Below are 16,905 nucleotides of genomic sequence, written 5' to 3' on the forward strand. Positions count from 1 at the left end.
GATCTTGGCGATGCTCGCCTCAACAAAAGGGCGAAGCGAATGATGGAACGATTTTCGGCCAATCCGACGGCCAGTATCCCGGATGCGTGCGACAGCTGGAGCGAGACGTGCGCGGCCTACCGTTTCCTGGGCAATGACGAAGTGGAATGGGAAGCCATCCTTGCCCCGCACTGGTCGCGTACCGAGGAACGGATGCGCGCGCAGTCGGTCGTGCTGTGCATCCAGGACACCACCGAGCTTGATTTCAACGGCCAGGAGATCGATGGCCTGGGGCCGCTCAATTATGAAGTCCGGCGCGGCATGTACCTGCATCCGACCTACGCGGTGACGACCGGGCGTGAGCCGCTTGGTGTACTTGACGCGTGGATGTGGGCGCGCGAGAAACGGGGAGCCGACGGCGTCAGACCTGGCCTGATCGAGAGCAAGCGCTGGGTCGAAGGCTACCAGCGCGTGGCGGAAATGGCGGCGCTCATGCCGGATACGCGACTGGTGTATGTTGCCGACCGCGAAGCGGACATGGTGGAAATGATGCGCTGCGCGCGCGATCTGGGCACGCCGGCCGACTGGCTGGTGCGGGCCAAACATAACCGCTGCCTGCCTGACGAAGATGGCGCTAAATTGTGGGAAGCGACGACCAGCGTGGCACCGCTGGGCGAGATCACTTTCGCCATCGGCTCGCGTGAAAATCAGAAAGGGCGTACCGTCCGCCAGCAACTGTGGGCATCACAGGTCGAGATCAAGGATGGGGCGAAGGGGCGGATCACCGTCACCTGCGTCGTGGCGCGTGAAGTGGGCGCCGCCGCAGGCGTCAAACCCATCGAATGGCGCTTGTTGACCAACCGTAGCGTCGCCACGCAAGAGCACGCAGTCGAACTGATCGACTGGTATCGGGCGCGCTGGGAAATTGAAATCTATTTCCATGTGTTAAAAAACGGCTGTGAAGTCGAGGCCCTCCAGCTGTCGAGCATGGAGCGGCTTGAGCGCGCATTGGCGCTGTTCATGGTCGTCGCCTGGCGCATTACGTATTTGATGCGCAAGGGACGAACCTGCCCGGATTTGGCCGCATCGCTATTCTTCGACCCTGACGAGATTCGCGGTGCCCACCTGCTGACCAAGAAGAAGATGCCTGCAACACCACCGACGCTAAATGAAGTTGTGCGTATGATTGCGCAGGTAGGAGGCTTCCTCGGCCGCAAGAGCGATGGCGAACCGGGAGCCAAAACAATCTGGCGCGGTCTCGATCAAGTGTTTGCTGCCGCCGAGACGCTGCGCGCGCTGCGTGATGGGCTCGGCTGACTTATGTATAACGACATGGTTTCGACCTCGTGCGCGCATTAAATTGCAGGCATTGAGCTTGATCAATGTGTCAAGCCGAACGCAAGCCAGTAAAAAAATGTCTCGTCTAGCCCGTGAAATCACGAGAAAGCAGACTGATCAAAAACGCGTTGTCGTTCTTGGCCAGCTGCCCAGACACACGATCAAATGTGTGGCGCTGTCGATCGAAGAACTCCTTGGGTGTCCGAAGTGTCGCGTGTCGATGCAAAGACTGGAGAAAATTGTCGAGCAATATCTTCAGATAGGACTCGAGGTTTGCGCACAACAGTGTGGCCTGTGCCACGCGGCCGGCGCTGTGAACGATGTCGCAGCGAGCGCGATAGATTCGTTGAATTTGCCAGCGTACCGAGCGCTCATGGTGCTTCAGCGTTTCCGCCAAATCCCTCGGGGTCGCGATCTTGAGGAAGAACTCATTCATCTGCAGGACGGCATAGGGATGCCCCGCGACAGCGGCTAGGGTCCTGGTCCGGAAGGTCCCGTCCAAACAGAGGGTATAGAGTTCATGAAGCGACATGGCAGCGGTGTCGAGCGGTTCCCCTGTCGCTGGGCAAACAACAGTGACGCGCAGCGCATGCAGAGCCGCACGTATCGCCTCCAAATGTTTCGAGAGATAGGCCAAGGTCACGGTGGGATAGAGAGCATTTTCCACGGCGTCGCCTATACCGCCGCTGCCGCCCGCTTTGACAAGAAACTCTAATGCCGTCCACCAATTGACGAGCTTATTCTCCAGGTTTCCGGCCTCGGCACCTGTGCGGTAGAGCCGAAACGCCGAATAGATCCGATCCTTCGAATCGTCCTGTAAGGTACCGCTGGACACCAGGTCGCCAAGACGTTGCATGAATTGGTGAAGCGCGCTCTGCGAGATATCCCTGGTCTGATTGGGGACCATGCGCGCAACCTCCAGTACCTTATGGCCATCGGCCTTCTGTACCAGGAATTTCTCCGAGAGGGTGAAATTGCTTCGTTCAAAATCATAGCGCACGACGTCCAGCACCTGCTCGATATGTTGCGCCGCGCGCATACCGGCGATGCGACCATCCCTCGCCAGCACTGTCATGGTGGCAAATACGCGCGAGCCACCTGCAGTCGCCAGGCGATTGACCATTCTTGAGGAATTCCCCGTGATCGCCGGCGGCACTGTGGAGAAGCCGATATCGCCCACCTGTGGTGGGAACGCGCCGACGTCGGTTACCTGATTTATCACAAACGTCACGGTATACGGCTTGGGTGCCCGCTGCAATCGCGCAAACATCCAGTTTGAGGCGCGCGAGAAGCTGTACGGTTGACCGGCTGTAGTGTGAACAACATCTACGGCAAACGTCGACCGATACAGTGTGAACAATGATTCGAGGCTCCATCCGTCGCCGACGAGACAACTTAGCAGTTGTCCGGTGATCGCGTTGACGGCCGCGTGTTCGGGATCGGTCCCTGACGGAGGGGCCTCCATCAGTGTCCGAGTCAGCCATGAGATGCATGTGGGTATAAAATGCTCACTGAGGGCGACTTCGAGCTCCCTGGCGAATGCTTCAATCAGTGCGAAGGAGCTCGTTGCGTTATCCTTTTTATCCTTGCCAAGGAAATCCTTCACCAGAAGGCATAACTCGTGCCCCGCCGGCTGAAAGCGATCGTCCTGCAGCAGGGAGGCCGACTCCAGTATGGACAGCAATTCGCCCCAAATACGTCGCCGGTCGCTGTCATTCACGGGGGATCCTGGCTCCAGCCCTCGTAAAAGTTCACGAACGGAATTGACCGGGTTCATTGCCCGCACACGAAATGCGTCCAAAGAATACTCGTGCACCTGGTTAAACCATACTTCCGCAAACAGTAGTTGACGGGGCGCTAGGTTGAGCTCGGCGTCTATCTTCGGGTCGAATCGCATGTGCTTGGTTGCCTTGCGTCGTAAAAGAGAGTATTATACGACCTTAGTTACTGTATAAGTAACGACCGATCAAAGGGGTTTGGGCTTATCTGGTCTGGGTTCGTCCCGCAATATTCTCCTCCCCATCTATAAAAACGGCCCGCAGATGCGGGCCGTTTTTGTTGGGTGCGCCCAGCATGGGCATACACTTGAAGGCGTAAGTCCCTCCCGCAAGCTGACCAGATACGCTAGAACAATCAGCCCGTCCGTCACCACGGTATCCGTGTAGTTTGTTGATCTTTGATCATAGGAAACGGTTCCTCCAGTTTTCAAAGTTTGCAACGATTCGCCTATACCACTCTGGACTTCCTGGAAAATCTTTCGTCAAAACGCTATATCGCACACATCCTTGCTGCCACGCAGCGTGAAGCCGGGGCTCCAAGTCAGTCATCAGCCAAGCTGTCAGTAGAAGCAAATGGTGGCGCTCGGCAAGCGGTCGCATTTCGAAGGAAACGTACCCCTGTGTAAGGGAAATATCCCGAGCGCCGATTTGCTCCAAAACGAAGCCCCGCAGCCCAACATGCTTATAGCGCGCAGTCATAAGTCTGCATAGTTGGTGCAGCACGGCATATCGATCAAATGTCCATCCTTCGGCCGCATTGCCGTCGATGCAATTGCCGGCCGCCAATAGGACTCCGAATGAATATCCGTCATAGGAAATCGGCTCGGCGGCCGGCGCTGTGCGCAAGTCGAAATCGCAGCGATGGCAGAACGAAATCGGTACTTCGTCCAATGGATCAAGTCGGTTGAAGTCGATCCGATGAGCAGCGACCGCTGCTTCACAACTCGGACAACGATCCAGGAGCATGGTCTTGTGGATGCTACAAACGGTGCTTAGTGCAACGCGCCATCGCTTCCTGAAGTAAGGCACATCGCCCTCTGCCAAGCACGTGGGGCAGTACTGGAGACCGAATCCCAAGCGTTTTCGATGGTACATCTTCAGGAGCAATATCCAATGAAGTGGACCTGCCGGCCTGAATTTGCGGTAGAGCACGCTTTCATAGGTTCGCAACGTCGTGCCTGCAACAACCAAATAGGGAGTGCCAGTCCGAATGCTTAGCTCAGTCAATAGCCACGGTGGAGCCAACCGATCGATATCGCGATTCCAGACTTGCAGATGTTCGCCAAAAATTGCATTGCAAAACGTCTGAACCTTGAGGCCATGGCCGCGAGCCAGGCGGACAAGCCAGCATGAAAGCAATTCGTCCGGCAAGGGCTTATACCGGATGGGCCAAAGCTGGGTGGCCGGCCACCTCCCGGAGCTTAGTGGCGTTTGTGCTGTTTGCGTTTTGACGGAGGGACCCATGATAGGCTACCAATTTGCGCCAGCGTGATTCGCTCTGCCTTGCTGCGGATCGCATCAACAGCAAGTTCCTTCACCAAATCGCACATATCGCCGAGCGTGCCCTCGCTGCGCGTATGGATCGCCAGCATCGTCGCTGGATCTTTTAGGTTCGACGACGACCTTAGCGGCATGCGCAATTCGAGCGTCGCGAGCAGCGCACCAAATTCGTTATTCGGCTTCCATAGTGGAAGCTCTTCCGGCGTGAAGCGGCTGGACATCTGAGGATCCGTATTAAACGCATTGTAAGCATCCTCGATGCCGGCCGCGACTATACACACCATTGTTTCATTGCCCAGGCTCTTTAGCGCATTGCGAAATTCCTGCTGCCGATTCAGGCTGCCGGCGATAAGGTGGTGGATTTCATCGACGATCAGCATGCGCACGTCCATCTGCCGGAACAGGCGCTTTATTTGCGAGTACTTTTCCTGAACCGACGCTGTGGGTTTGTACGGCGTCATCAGCGCGTCCAGTATGCGCGTGTAGAAATCAGAAATGTCCGGCTTCGGCGGCGACTCCACCATGACCACCGGACAAATTGTGACTTCGCCTGCAGGATCGAGATCAGGAAGATGCTCGGACACAAAGCGTCGCAGAATTGATGTTTTTCCATTGAACGAAGGTGCAACCAGAAGCAGGTTCGGCATGCGCGTGATGCGTGGGTACGCCAAGAGCTCTTCCATGCGCCCGATGATGCGCTTGGCATCTTTGTACCCCAGCCAGGCGCCTTCGCGAATAGCGTAGATCCTCGCATCGTCTGACTTGACTGCCAGGGCGCGCGCACGCTCGTTGAGGTGCGTGTATGCATTTTCAGGTGGCAAGGATTGATTACTCATCTTCTAGCGGCTCAATGGCATCAGGGTTATAGCCGCGCACAGCTGAGGGCATGGCCGATGGTATTGGGTTGGATACTTGCGGCAGGCTATCGACTTTGTCCTTGCGGGCTCGATCGTGCTCGACCCGCCGCTGTTGGGCTCGCCGTGCCGATTTTGTCTTCTCGGCGGCATCGGCTTCGAGCTCACGTTGTTCGTTGAGTAGCGCGAAGACGGCCTTCTCGTTCTCGTGTGGAATGCCCTTTTGGTCGGCTCGCCGATGTGCCTCGCGTAGCTCCCATATGCTGACCGGCGGCAGGCTGACATCGCGATAGGGTATAGCGAAGTGGCGCTTGGCGATCTCGTCGAAAAAATACAGCTGACTGATATCGCGCGGATCCCGGTGGAACCGGAACTTGCGCCGGTGCCGCGAAAATTCCGGGTGGGGCGTGTTGATCCATGGGCGCAGAACGTCATGATAGTAGTGCACGTCATCAATCAGAACGCCGTAGTTCTGAATCGTACGTTCGATGAACGGCATGAAATCGATGCGAAGTTTTTCTTCGTCAAGTCGTCGCGCCGGGAGCCCGCGTCCAGGCTTACCCTTGGTGCCGAGCAAACCATCGCGCCATTTTGTCAGTGGCGTGGTACCGATCCCCGCGTGAACTTTGCGGTGGTAGCGGGCGAAAAAAAGAACCAACCATTTTTCCAGTTCGCCGAATGTCATGCAGGCATTGCCCTCGGAATCGTAGGTGCCCTTCTCGTCCGGACCAGAGAATGTGGCGCCCTTGACGGCCTTTAGTCCCTCCGACACGGTGCCCATGAGCCGCTCGATGTGGGCGCCGTAACGCGGCTTCTTGACCGGGCGCAGATGAAGGTCGACGTCATATTCGTTACATGCCACCTGAAGCATGTCTCCTCGAAACTCACGGGCGTTATCCATATGCAGGATGCCCATGACGCCCCAGCATGGCCAGTCCGTCGAGGTGACACCGAGCCGCGACATCCATTTTTCCTTAGGCATGATCGCGTGAGAGATGCACATGCCGGCCGACATGGCGGACGGCGCATCCAACGTGAGATACATGCCAAGGCAAACCCGACTGTTGACGTCAATCGCAAGTGTGATCCACGCCCGCCGAATTGACTTACGGTGCACGTCATCAACGATGATCACGGGGAGCAAAGTGTGATCGATTTGCACGAGGGCGAGGGGCCAGTCGGCGTCGCCGATAACGCCTTTTATGGGATCGTGTTGATCATGCGCGGCGGCTTCGCCTTTTCTGCTGGCGGTTCGCTCGCGGCCCTTAGATTTCTCGATGCGCGCCTTGATGGTGTTGTGCGCCGGTAGGCGCAGGTTCGCATTTGAGCACCGCCGTCTGATTTCTTCGACGGTGGCGGCGACCGACGTTTTCTGTTCGGTGTCGTGAAAATTTTCAAGGCAGTCTACAATGATGGCGTCGACTTCCGGCGACAGCCTGGTGTTTCCTGCGCCGCCCCTGGCCCGATAGTTCGGCAATAGGGAGGACAACAACTTGGCCTGCTTGAACGTTGCCACCCAGCGATACAAAGTGGCGCGGCTGACGCCGGCTTCCACGGCGATCTTGTCGGCCAGCGCATTGGCCCACTGGCGGGCAGGCGTATTCAAAAGTGGTTCGATGTGGCGCCGCCGTTCTTCGGCAACCTTCCAATCGTCCTGTGAAGTTTCCCACAGCTCCAATTTGGCCGTCGGTGTCGTGGTCGTCGTGCCGATGACCTTCGGCGGGCCAATATCGCCCATTTTCATCAGTACTTTTTGGTCGGAACCGACCTCTTTGGCAAGGACGATGTTGACATCGGGTATGGCCACAACGATGTACTCGCGACCGTCGTTGGTGATGGTAGCGCCCTCTGTTATCCATAGCTGGGTCCGCTCTTTCTCGCTCATGACAAACCTTCCGGCAGATTGAGGATGACGCCGTCGCTAATCGCGCATTCGAGATCGACGATCAGTCTTTTCGTCAGTACCATATTCCAGACGGCTGGCATCCAGTAGAGTTGATCCTCGTCGGTGAGCGCTAGTTCCGCCAGCAGGTTCGGCAGCGATACGGTCCCACCGGTGGCGCGCGTCACTGCAATGATTCGGGCGCAATCATCATCTGCTGGATTGATGTTGCGGTACTCCCTCAAAAATTTGATGTTTGCCAGGCGGGGAGTCCGAATCTCCTTCTCGGTCGTGATGCCGAAGTCCCAACCGCGCTCTAGCACGTACAGCGTAGCCGCTGCAAATTTCGGGGCATATTTTTCAGCGTATTTTTTCAGATCGTCCGAGTGCTTTACCTCGGTCAGGAGCGGGGGGCGCACGCAACCGGTGGTGGGGTCGGGCCGAAAGCGCACCAAGAGGTCGGGCGTGTAGCCTTTCGCCACGCCCGGAAGGGGGATGTTGACCGGCTGCTCCTCGAATCCTTCGACCATATCGTCGAAGTCCATGAGTAGCATGTATTCCTTTTCGAGGAGAGACTCGAAGCCGCCCATCTGTCCGTTTTTTCGGCTGGCGAACTTGCCGGTCACGCACAGGTGGTTTTTTGGTATTTTGCGTACTGGCATGGAAAGCGATTCCCAAAAATGAACTCAATCGATCCGATTATTTTGGCATTCCCAACAATTCGGTTTGTCTGCCAAAGGCAGGTTGAAATTGATTCGTCTCGACGCGATATCCCATTGCCCGATACCCGCGTTGCCGTTTTTCCCACATGCGCGAAAGCTGCGGGTTGTCCAGCTCGACGTAGTCGTGGATTAGTATTTCCGTCTTGCTGGAGTGCTCGCGATGTAGACGACCCGCATATTGCTGCAACGTGCCTTCCCACGAAATCGGCAGCGTCAAAATCAAGGTGTCGAGTGGAGCATGGTCGAAGCCCTCTCCGACCAGTTGCGCGCTCGCCAGCAGAATGTGGGGTGCATCGTCTTGCAAATTGGCCAGGGCCTCAATGACCACTTGGCGCTCCTTCGGTTTCATGCGGCCGTGCAGCAAGAAGCGTGGTTGGGGGATATCTTTCAAAAGCTCGTAGAGGAGATCAAGATGCTCGGTGCGCTTGGTCAGCAAGAGTACCTTGCGGCCGGCGTTCAGCGCCTTGATCGCATCTGCGACGATCCGAGCGTTGCGTCCGCTGTCTTCCGCTAGCAGCCGGATCACTTCTTGGATGCTCGCATGTGGCGGGATCGGCGGCGTCGGAAGGTGGCCAACGTGAACGACCAGCTCTTTTGGTACATGGGTCGGACGCTTGGCTACATGCCGTATTGGCCCGCATTGCATGAAAATTATTGGGTGGTGACCGTTGCTACGAACCGGCGTGGCGCTCAGCCCAAGTACATAGCGCGAATTGGCTTCATTCAGGACCGCTTCAAATGACTGCGCCGATAGGTGGTGTGCCTCGTCAATGATGATCTGACCGTACTGGCTAAGCAGCTCTGGCAAATCGTCGCGTCGTGCCAGACTTTGGATCACAGCGATATCGAGCATGCCGGTCGGCTTCTTCTTGCCGGCACCGATCAAGCCGATCTTCTGTCCCTTCAATTCCAGAAAGCTTCCTAGTCGTTCCTGCCATTGACGCATCAATTCGGCTCGGTGCACCAGCACGAGGGTGCTGACCTTTCTGTGAGCGATAGCGGCCGCAGCCGTTACGGTCTTGCCGAACGCCGTCGGGGCAACCAACATACCGAAGTCATGCTTCATCATCGCGGCCAGCGCTTCCTGTTGATCCGGTCGTAGCTTGCCAGAAAACGGCGCATGCAAAGGTTGGCCTATCGAGCGGACGTCATCCAACCTCAACTCGATTTTGTTAACGGAAAGAAGTGATCTGACATCGCCCAGGCAACCTCGTGGCAAAGCCAAGTGCTTCTGGCGGTCTTCAGCTCGCCCAATGATCCGGGCGATATTCCACGTTGACATGCGCATCGCCTGCGCTTTGTAGAATTCCGGATTTTGGAATGCGGCCAACCTGATAAGACGGTTCATCAGTGATTGTGGCAGCCCTGCCTTTTCAATAAACAGCTGATTGCCGAGCGTCGCGCATACCGCTTTTGGCATCGTGTCCGAGAGCTTGACATCCGGCTTGGCGGCGCGCACCCACGGCGTATCCGCATTTTCGTCCGGCACGTCTGCATAGGCGATGTCGAGAGGATGCCGGTCGCCTACAAGCTTGGTAAGGGCCGCCTCGATACGCGCTTGTGGCAGCGGCACGATGCTTTCTAGGAATACCCATTGGTCGGGTACGGGTTGCAGGTTCGAGTCGACGAAGACGCTGCGCCCAAGTTCACGAGGGTGTTTTTGTAGTGGCAACGCGATCAAATTGCCGAACCCGCCTTTTGGCATCGTGTCCTGGTTCGGAAATAGGCGATCGTAAGACGACAGCTTCAATTGCCTGGTTCGCGCACAAGTTGCACTAATCAAGGCGGTGCCGAGCCGGCGAGCGTCACGCGCCGGGGTCGGATTCGAAAAGAACAGCCACAAGTGGGCGCCGTTACCAGACCGCGAGATTTCTAGCGCAGCAGGCAGCTCGTTGAGTATGCATGTCTGCAAAACCGCTCGCGCGTCTTCGCGCCAATCGTCGTCGTCAAAATCGATGGCGAGAAAATGGCACCGATCATCCACAAGTAGCGGATAGACGCCGGCAGTGATGTTACCCCTCAGGTGCCTCTCGATAACATGGTCTGTTACGGGCACGTAAAGGCTATGGCTGCAATCGCTGCACTTGATTCTCGGCTTTTCGCAAACGCCTCTACGCCATTCGTTGGCGCAAACTGGGGAATATCCGGCCTTGCCGCTTTGCTGCCCCTCCCAACGTATAGGATAGACGTCGTCCCTGCCGTGAAAGAGTTTTCGGAAGAGTTTGACCTTTGCGCCTGGAGGCAAGGCGCCAGCCTTCGACGGTGGGACCGTGTATTGGGTTGCTTGCTCGGACGCCTGCTGTGGCAGAGCAATGCCATGCGTAGAGAGCAGTGCTTTCAGCACTAAATTCTCCGCACGTAATTGTAAAACTTCCGCTTCGATTTTTGACATACGGCAGATGGTATGCGACCATGAAACTGAAAGTCCTTCGCCTCCGATGATGACACGGAGGTGAATACTTCAGCGCGAAATTGCTCGACGAGAATTGTCTCAATAACTTCTGATTCTTGTCTCACTAACTTCTGGTCGAATATACGGCAAAACGTGCAAACTGTCTCGTTATCTTCTAACTGTTCACAGTGGCGATCAGCGCGTAAGTCCTGCCAGTGGTGACGTTGGTGCTGCTTCCGGGAATGGACGGAAGCGGCGACCTGTTCGCCGGCTTCATTGCCGCGTTCGGGGACCAGTTTGAAACTATTGTCGTGTCGTATCCTCCCGCGCTGGCGCTCGGTTATGCCGGACTGACCGAGCATGCGCGCGCGCAATTGCCGCTCGACCGTCCTTTCGTGCTGGTCGGTGAGTCTTTTTCCGGACCGGTCGCCATTGCGCTGGCTGCCTCGCAGCCTCCGGGACTGATCGGGCTGGTGCTGTGCTGCACCTTTGCGCGCAATCCGCGCCCGCTCCTGACACCGTTAAGAATACTGGTCAGCGTGCTGCCCATATCGTCCACGCTCACTCCCCTGATCGCCCCCTTCCTGCTCGGCTTTGGCGCGCCCCTGGCGCTGCGCCGGGCCCTGCGCACGGCGCTCGACCAGGTGCCGCAAGCGCGCCTGCGCCTGCGTTTGAAGGAAGTGATGGCGGTCGATTACACCGCGCGCGTGCGCTCCATCGACGTTCCGGTGCTGTACTTGCAAGCGACACGCGACTGGATCGTTCCAGCAGCCGCCGCCCGCCTGCTGGCATCGCTGTGCCCGGACTGGCGCCTGGTGGCGCTGCGGGGGCCGCATCTGCTGCTGCAAAGCGTTCCCGGCCAAGCGGCAACGACGATCAACAGTTTTGTGGCCGCGCTGGCTGCGGAAAGAACACAATGAAAGACCGGCACGGTAACGAGGTTGCGATTGGCGATATTGTGCGCGTCCTTGAAATCTATCAGGGCCTTCTCGATACGCTTCCCGTCGACGAGTTGCCGCATACGCTGGCGATGTTGAACAACGAGTACCCTATCGAGGATTTCCCGGAGGACGACAAAGCCAGCGTCACCAACTGGTGGGAAGAGGGGCCGGGGCAATGGGCGTGTAGTGGCCTGTATTTGCAGGCGCACGAATTTGAACTTGTGAAAAAAACCGGGAGTGCCGACTGATTTTCCAGAAGCGCGTCGTGCTTTTTCATGCGTGGTCAGCCCCGCAGACCACGCCATGCTCCGTTCTCAGCGCACCTGCGTGTAATTGACCGGCACCCACTGATACGATTTACCGGCGCTGCGCACGTGACCAATGCCCGGGAACTGCAGGTGCGAAGCGCCCACCCAGGTGCCGTCCTTGGCCGCGGCGCTGAAGGTTTTCAGGCGCTGGGCCAGGGCGGCTTTCTCGTCCGAATCGAAGGCAATCGTGACCGTCGGATCGTCGAACTGCACCGCGCCGACGTGGATCAGGTCGCCGACCAGGACCAGCTTCTGGCCGCGGCTCTCGACCACATAACTGGTGTGGCCAGCCGTATGGCCATAGGTGGAGGTCGATTTCACGCCCGGCACCAGTTCCGCATCTCCCTCGAACGGCTGGAAGCGCTTGGCGTCGATGTAGGGCTTGAGCGAGGCGACCGCACCCTGGAAGAACCCCTTGGCATCGGCCGGCGCTTTCTCCATGTTGGCCTGGCTCAGCCAGAAATCGGCATCGCGCTTGTCGGCCCGCACCACGGCATTCGCAAACGCTGCCGCGCCGTCTTTCGCGATGCCGCCCACGTGGTCCGGATGCAAGTGGGTGATGTAGATTTCATCGACCTGCTCCGGCTGGTAGCCGGAGGCCTTCAGGTTCGCCACCAGCTTGCCCAGATTGGGACCGAACAGGCCGCCCGCGCCGCTGTCGACCAGCACCAGCTTGCCGCCGGTATTGATCAGGTAAGCGTTGAACGAGGTTTCCAGCGGGCTGGCCAGGAACACCTTCGCCAGCGCCTTGTCGACCTTGGCCGGTGCGGTCTTGAGCAGTTTGTTGACCGGCAGTTCGGTGGTGCCGTCGGACAGCGCGGTCACTTCGAAGTCGCCCAGCATCATGCGGAAATAGCCGGGCGCCGATACCTTGGCCATCGGCGCGGCGGCGTGGACAGGGCTGGCGGCGAAGGCGGCAACGCCAAGGGCGGCTGCCAGGATCAGGGTGCGCGGGGTGCGGAAGAGTGTGGTCATGGCGTCTTTCGGGTCAGGGTGATGGGAAAATGCTAAGCAGCAGTATGCAGCGTTGCGCAACGCGGAACAATATGGCAATGTGCAAACTATCTTTGCGTCGTGCGCAAACCCAACGGAGCCCTGCCCATGTTCGATGCCCTGCACTGTTTCCTGACCGTGGTCGATACCGGCAATCTGTCGCGCGCCGCCAAGACCTTGCAGCTGGCGGTCTCGTCGGTGTCGCGCCGGATCGACTGGCTGGAAGAGGAAGTCGGCGCCCGGCTGTTCGTGCGCAGTTCGCGCCTGGTGCTGCTGACCGATGCCGGCGAGCGCTTCCTGCCGTGCGCACGCCATCTGGTGGCCGAGCTGGCTGAAGCGAAGGCGGCCGTCACCGCGGTCGATCCCGAGCCGCGCGGCGTGCTTACCGTCACCGCCCCGCGCGCCTTCGGGCGGCGTCATATCGCCCCGGCCGTGGGCGAGTTCCTGCACCGCTATCCGCTGATGGAACTGGAGCTGCAACTGAACGACGACGTGGTCGACCTGTCGGCCCAGCGCGTCGATGTGGCGATCCGCCTCGGCCCCCTGCCCGACAGCGACCTGCTGGCGACGTACCTGGCGCCGCGCCGCCGCATTGCCTGCGCCAGTCCCACCTACCTGGCGCGCCGCGGCACGCCGGCCACGCCGCTGGATTTGCTCGATCACAATTGCATGAGCTATGTCAGCCGCAGCGCGCTGGCTTGCTGGTGGAGCTTCGATGGCGTCAACCGCGACAAACCCTTGCCGGTAAGCGGCTCCCTGCGCAGCGACGATGTCGACTTCATGCTCGACGCGGCCATCGGCGGCGCCGGCGTCGCCCATCTGCCGAGCTGGCTGGCCAGCGAGGCGCTGGTCGCCGGGCAGCTGGTGCCGCTGTTCGGCCCGGCGAGCCAGGGGGAGGAAAGGGTGACCGACGGCATCCACGCGGTGCGCTTGCCGGGGCGCTCGCATCCGGTCAAGGCGCAACTGTTCATCGCTTACCTGCGCGACCATGTGGGCACGCCACCATACTGGGAAAGGGCGCTGGCCGCGCACGAACGCAGTGTTGCCTGAATGCGCAAACGCCTGCGGACGCAGGCGTTTTGACTACCTCTTACGGCGCTGCGGCAGGCTTACTTGGAGATGGCTGCACGGAATTTGTCGTCATCGAGCAGCTCGCCGATGAGGTCGCTGTACAGCAGTTCGTACTCGCGGGTGGCGCGCGGGATCGCGTTCGCAGCCGCGATCGGCGAATTCCAGCTCGACTCGACCTTGAGTTCGTGGTCGTAGCGCACCGCGCCGGCACGGGTGACGACAAAGCGCGCGGCGAGCACGCCCTTGCCGGTACCGACCGGGACATCCACGCCGTTCAGCGTCAGGGTGCCGGTGATGACCGTCGGGGCGTTGGCGTCGAGCAGGCTGGCCGCCAGCAGGTCGGCTTTGAGCGTGTTGCCCAGGTATTGCGCGAACGAGCCCCCTGGCGCCGACAGCACGCCGAGGCGGACGCTGTGGCTCTTGTCGAGGGCGGGATCCTTGCTGGCGTCGAAGGTGAAGCTGCCGACGGCGACCTTGTCAAAATTGGCATTGTACAGTTTCACGGTATTGCCCCGCGTAGCCGCCGGCACGGCCATGCTGAACTGCACGCAGCCGGCCAGTTGCACGGCCAGGGCGGCGACGACGACGAGGGAGGGGAGGCGAAAAACCGCAGTCATGAAACTTCCTTGTTGTAGGGGAGTGAATGCAGCACCGGCCAAGGGATCGCCCAGCGCATGACCGTTTTGTGGGGTTAGCTGCAATGTTTATTTCTCGATGAAAATGTCGCCGACAGCCTAACCGAGGCTTGCACGCGTTGCAAGTCGTACGTTGCGCTGAGCTATCATGTTGTAAATATGATACTCGTACATTGCACGGGGCGGTTTAACCCTGTTTGCCGCCGCCATCCGTTTCATCTTGCAACCATCTTCCTTATCCCTGTTTGAAAGGCATACCATGCGCTACCCCGTCCTTGCCGCCCTCGCCTTGCTCAGTCCCGCCTGCATGGCCACCAACGCGCCGGTCACGGCCGTCACCCTGTATCCCGGCAGCGCCACCGTGGTGCGCACCGCCCAGGTCGCCGCTGGCGCCACCGAAGTCGTCATCGACGGCTTGCCCGCCAATTTCAATGTGGAAACCGTGCGCGTGCAAGCCGCTTCCGGCATCCGCGTGGCCGACGTGGTCTCGCGCGTCAATGCCGGCAGCGAAGCGGTCAACCCGGCCGGAGCCCAGCTGCAAGGCAGCATCGAGCGCCTCAAGGACCAGCGCGCCATGCTCGAAGCCGAAGCCAAGTCGGCCGCGATCGTCAAGGGCTACCTGGAGCGCTATAACGGCGGCGCTCCCGAGGGCGCCAAGGCCCAGGGGCCGGACAATGGCAAGGCGCTGGCCGGCGTGATCGATACCCTGGGACGCGGCGCCAGCGAGGCGCTGATCAAGATCCAGAAGCTGGCCGTGCAGCAGCGCGAACTCGACAAGAAAATCGAGGCCATGGAGCGCGACTTGGCGGGCTTGCAGTCGGAGAACAAGGATGTGCGCAGCCTGGTGGTGCGCCTGTCCGCGGCCAGGGCCGGCACCCTGACCGTCAGCTACCAGCGCGACAATGCCGGCTGGAAGCCGGGCTACCGCGCCAGCCTCGACTCGGCCGCTTCCCGGGTCGACCTGGAGCGGCTCGCGACGATCTCGCAGACCACCGGGGAAGACTGGAGCAACGTCAAGCTGACCCTCTCGACCAGCCAGCCGCGCCTGTCGCCCACGGGGCGCGAACCGCAGCCGTGGCTGCTGGGCTACCGTCCGCCGCAACCGCCCGAGAGCGTGCGGGCCTATGCGCCGGCGCCAGCGCCGATGATGGCAATGGACAAGAGGGAAAAGGTGCGGATCACCGCCAGCTCCATCAAGCGCGACGATGTCGAGGTCGCCGAGATGCAGGGCGTGTTCGCCACCGAATTCGAGGTGCCGGGCCGGGTCAACCTGGCCGCCGACGGACGCGCCACCTCGGTGGTGCTGTCGACCCTGGCGCTGCCGGTCACCCAGCACCTGCGCGTGACGCCGCGCCTGGAAAAATTTGCCATCGTCATGGCCGAAGCGGCCCGTCCGGAGGGCGTGTGGCCGGCCGGCAGCATGCAGCTGTTCCGCGATGGCGGCTACATCGGCGCCACCCAGTGGAACCTGCAGGAGGGCGAACGGGCCCTGTTCTCGTTCGGGCGCGACGACCTGGTCAAGGTATCGCTCGATCCGGTCGCCGGCAAGACCGGCAGCAAGGGGATGTTCGGCGGCCGCGCCACCAGCGTGCGCGCCGATGTGTTCACCCTGGTCAACCGCCACAAGACGCCGGTCGAGCTGCTGGTGTTCGATTCCTCGCCCGTCAGCACGGCCGAGGAAGTCAAGGTCGAGGCGGTGTTCGATCCGAAACCGTTCACCGACACCTGGGAACAGCGGCGCGGCGTGGTCGCCTGGAAAAAGACGCTCGCTGCGGGCGCGACCGCCAGGTTCCAGGTCGAGTACCGCATCGACTATCCGAAGGAAGGATCGGTTACCGGGCTGCGCTGAGCGCCGGCTTGGCGTCCGGGTTCCAGCGGTAGTGCCCGGTGAGAGGCCAGGCGAACAGGCGGTCCTCGATCTGGGTGCCGTTGCCGATGTTGTGGATCACCAGCGGCACCCCGGCGCCGCTGCGCTGGCCGGCCACGATGCCGATGTGCGGCAGGTTACCCGGCAGCATCCAGGTGACGATGTCGCCCGCCTGGTAGGCGGCGCCATCGCGCGAGGGCGTCATGGCCTTGCCGTGGCGCTTGAAATAGGTGGCCAGGTTGGGCACGCGGCGATGGTCGATATTCGGATCGGGGCGCTTGAGTTGCCACAGGTGCGGATAGGCATCCCAGGCTTTCTTCATGTCCTTGTGCACCAGTTCCTGCAAGTCCGCGCCGATCTTGCGGTAGGCGCGGATCACCACGTCCGTGCACACGCCGCGCTCGAGCGGCACGTCGCCGCCGGGATAGGCGATGCGCTCGTAGCGCCCGTTGTATTGGGTGGTCACGCCGATCTGGGCGCGCGCCGCGTCGACCAGGCGCACCGGCGTGGCGTTCTGCGCCGAGGCGGGCAGCGGGATGCTCAGCAGCACGGGCAGCAGCACGGGCAGATACCGCAGTGTTAAAACACATTTTTTCAAGATCGGACCTCTGTTAACCGGGCGGGGAAGAAAAACGTACAATCGTG

Annotated in this window: 14 protein-coding genes; 5 read left to right on the forward strand and 9 right to left on the reverse strand. The window is 59.9% G+C overall.

Annotated elements, in window-relative coordinates; genetic code table 11:
- A partial coding sequence (locus RBA41_RS27310) for an IS4 family transposase (RefSeq protein ID WP_306627534.1) occupies window positions 1-1,296 on the forward strand: 1,296 nt, incomplete at its 5' end.
- Window positions 1,297-1,402: 106 nt separating this feature from the next.
- Here the strand turns inward: RBA41_RS27310 and RBA41_RS27315 are convergent.
- The 6 genes from RBA41_RS27315 to RBA41_RS27335 all read right to left on the reverse strand — a co-directional run bounded on the left by RBA41_RS27315 (window position 1,403) and on the right by RBA41_RS27335 (window position 10,445).
- Window positions 1,403-3,037 (reverse strand): hypothetical protein, encoded by a 1,635-nt coding sequence (locus RBA41_RS27315; RefSeq protein ID WP_306627535.1) that lies wholly within the window; start codon window positions 3,035-3,037, stop codon window positions 1,403-1,405.
- A gap of 460 nt (window positions 3,038-3,497) precedes the next feature.
- Window positions 3,498-4,559, reverse strand: a complete 1,062-nt coding sequence (locus tag RBA41_RS33515) for a TniQ family protein (RefSeq protein ID WP_374709612.1) — start codon at window positions 4,557-4,559, stop codon at window positions 3,498-3,500.
- Complete coding sequence (locus tag RBA41_RS27320) at window positions 4,517-5,431, reverse strand: TniB family NTP-binding protein (RefSeq protein ID WP_306627536.1); 915 nt, start codon at window positions 5,429-5,431, stop codon at window positions 4,517-4,519. Before RBA41_RS27320 ends, RBA41_RS33515 begins: the two co-directional genes overlap by 43 nt.
- Window positions 5,424-7,334 (reverse strand): TnsB C-terminal domain-containing protein, encoded by a 1,911-nt coding sequence (locus RBA41_RS27325; protein WP_306627537.1) that lies wholly within the window; start codon window positions 7,332-7,334, stop codon window positions 5,424-5,426. The genes RBA41_RS27320 and RBA41_RS27325 overlap by 8 nt, the downstream gene beginning before the upstream one ends.
- Complete coding sequence (locus RBA41_RS27330; protein WP_306627538.1) at window positions 7,331-7,993, reverse strand: TnsA endonuclease N-terminal domain-containing protein; 663 nt, start codon at window positions 7,991-7,993, stop codon at window positions 7,331-7,333. The genes RBA41_RS27325 and RBA41_RS27330 overlap by 4 nt, the downstream gene beginning before the upstream one ends.
- A 37-nt stretch (window positions 7,994-8,030) precedes the next feature.
- On the reverse strand, window positions 8,031-10,445 hold the full coding sequence (locus RBA41_RS27335; protein WP_306627539.1) for a TOTE conflict system archaeo-eukaryotic primase domain-containing protein: 2,415 nt from the start codon (window positions 10,443-10,445) through the stop codon (window positions 8,031-8,033).
- A 227-nt stretch (window positions 10,446-10,672) separates the two neighbouring features.
- Here RBA41_RS27335 and RBA41_RS27340 point away from each other — a divergent pair, with 227 nt between their 5' ends.
- Both RBA41_RS27340 and RBA41_RS27345 read left to right on the forward strand, forming a co-directional pair.
- Window positions 10,673-11,365, forward strand: coding sequence for an alpha/beta fold hydrolase (locus RBA41_RS27340; RefSeq protein ID WP_306627540.1), 693 nt, complete (start codon window positions 10,673-10,675; stop codon window positions 11,363-11,365).
- Complete coding sequence (locus RBA41_RS27345) at window positions 11,362-11,634, forward strand: hypothetical protein (protein ID WP_306627541.1); 273 nt, start codon at window positions 11,362-11,364, stop codon at window positions 11,632-11,634. Before RBA41_RS27340 ends, RBA41_RS27345 begins: the two co-directional genes overlap by 4 nt.
- Window positions 11,635-11,700: 66 nt before the next feature.
- Here the strand turns inward: RBA41_RS27345 and RBA41_RS27350 are convergent, their stop codons facing one another.
- A complete protein-coding gene (locus RBA41_RS27350) occupies window positions 11,701-12,669 on the reverse strand; it encodes an MBL fold metallo-hydrolase (protein WP_306627542.1) in 969 nt (322 codons plus the stop codon).
- 126 nt (window positions 12,670-12,795) lie between these two features.
- On the opposite strand from RBA41_RS27350, the gene RBA41_RS27355 reads away from it, so the two are divergent.
- Window positions 12,796-13,737 (forward strand): LysR family transcriptional regulator, encoded by a 942-nt coding sequence (locus RBA41_RS27355; protein ID WP_306627543.1) that lies wholly within the window; start codon window positions 12,796-12,798, stop codon window positions 13,735-13,737.
- A 59-nt stretch (window positions 13,738-13,796) separates the two neighbouring features.
- Here the strand turns inward: RBA41_RS27355 and RBA41_RS27360 are convergent, their stop codons facing one another.
- The gene (locus RBA41_RS27360) at window positions 13,797-14,375 is read right to left on the reverse strand and encodes a hypothetical protein (protein ID WP_306627544.1); all 579 of its coding nucleotides are present in this window, start codon (window positions 14,373-14,375) and stop codon (window positions 13,797-13,799) included.
- Window positions 14,376-14,652: 277 nt separating this feature from the next.
- Here RBA41_RS27360 and RBA41_RS27365 point away from each other — a divergent pair, with 277 nt between their 5' ends.
- Window positions 14,653-16,242, forward strand: coding sequence for a mucoidy inhibitor MuiA family protein (locus RBA41_RS27365; RefSeq protein WP_306627545.1), 1,590 nt, complete (start codon window positions 14,653-14,655; stop codon window positions 16,240-16,242).
- On the opposite strand, the gene RBA41_RS27370 is transcribed toward RBA41_RS27365, so the two are convergent.
- Window positions 16,226-16,822: a DUF1287 domain-containing protein gene (locus RBA41_RS27370; RefSeq protein WP_306627546.1), complete on the reverse strand. Its 597-nt coding sequence runs from the start codon at window positions 16,820-16,822 to the stop codon at window positions 16,226-16,228. The two genes, RBA41_RS27365 and RBA41_RS27370, sit on opposite strands and share 17 nt — an antisense overlap.
- Between the last annotated feature and the right edge of the window lie 83 nt (window positions 16,823-16,905).

Origin of the sequence: Massilia scottii, assembly GCF_030846495.1 — a bacterium.
Lineage (GTDB): Bacteria > Pseudomonadota > Gammaproteobacteria > Burkholderiales > Burkholderiaceae_D > Telluria_A > Telluria_A violaceinigra.

Bases quoted from the DNA above. Each gene is read 5' to 3' on its own strand.
- RBA41_RS33515 (WP_374709612.1), bottom strand. From the start codon at position 4,559: ATGGGTCCCTCCGTCAAAACGCAAACAGCACAAACGCCACTAAGCTCC.
- RBA41_RS27320 (WP_306627536.1), bottom strand. From the start codon at position 5,431: ATGAGTAATCAATCCTTGCCACCTGAAAATGCATACACGCACCTCAAC.
- RBA41_RS27325 (WP_306627537.1), bottom strand. From the start codon at position 7,334: ATGAGCGAGAAAGAGCGGACCCAGCTATGGATAACAGAGGGCGCTACC.
- RBA41_RS27330 (WP_306627538.1), bottom strand. From the start codon at position 7,993: ATGCCAGTACGCAAAATACCAAAAAACCACCTGTGCGTGACCGGCAAG.
- RBA41_RS27335 (WP_306627539.1), bottom strand. From the start codon at position 10,445: ATGTCAAAAATCGAAGCGGAAGTTTTACAATTACGTGCGGAGAATTTA.
- RBA41_RS27345 (WP_306627541.1), top strand. From the start codon at position 11,362: ATGAAAGACCGGCACGGTAACGAGGTTGCGATTGGCGATATTGTGCGC.
- RBA41_RS27350 (WP_306627542.1), bottom strand. From the start codon at position 12,669: ATGACCACACTCTTCCGCACCCCGCGCACCCTGATCCTGGCAGCCGCC.
- RBA41_RS27355 (WP_306627543.1), top strand. From the start codon at position 12,796: ATGTTCGATGCCCTGCACTGTTTCCTGACCGTGGTCGATACCGGCAAT.
- RBA41_RS27360 (WP_306627544.1), bottom strand. From the start codon at position 14,375: ATGACTGCGGTTTTTCGCCTCCCCTCCCTCGTCGTCGTCGCCGCCCTG.
- RBA41_RS27365 (WP_306627545.1), top strand. From the start codon at position 14,653: ATGCGCTACCCCGTCCTTGCCGCCCTCGCCTTGCTCAGTCCCGCCTGC.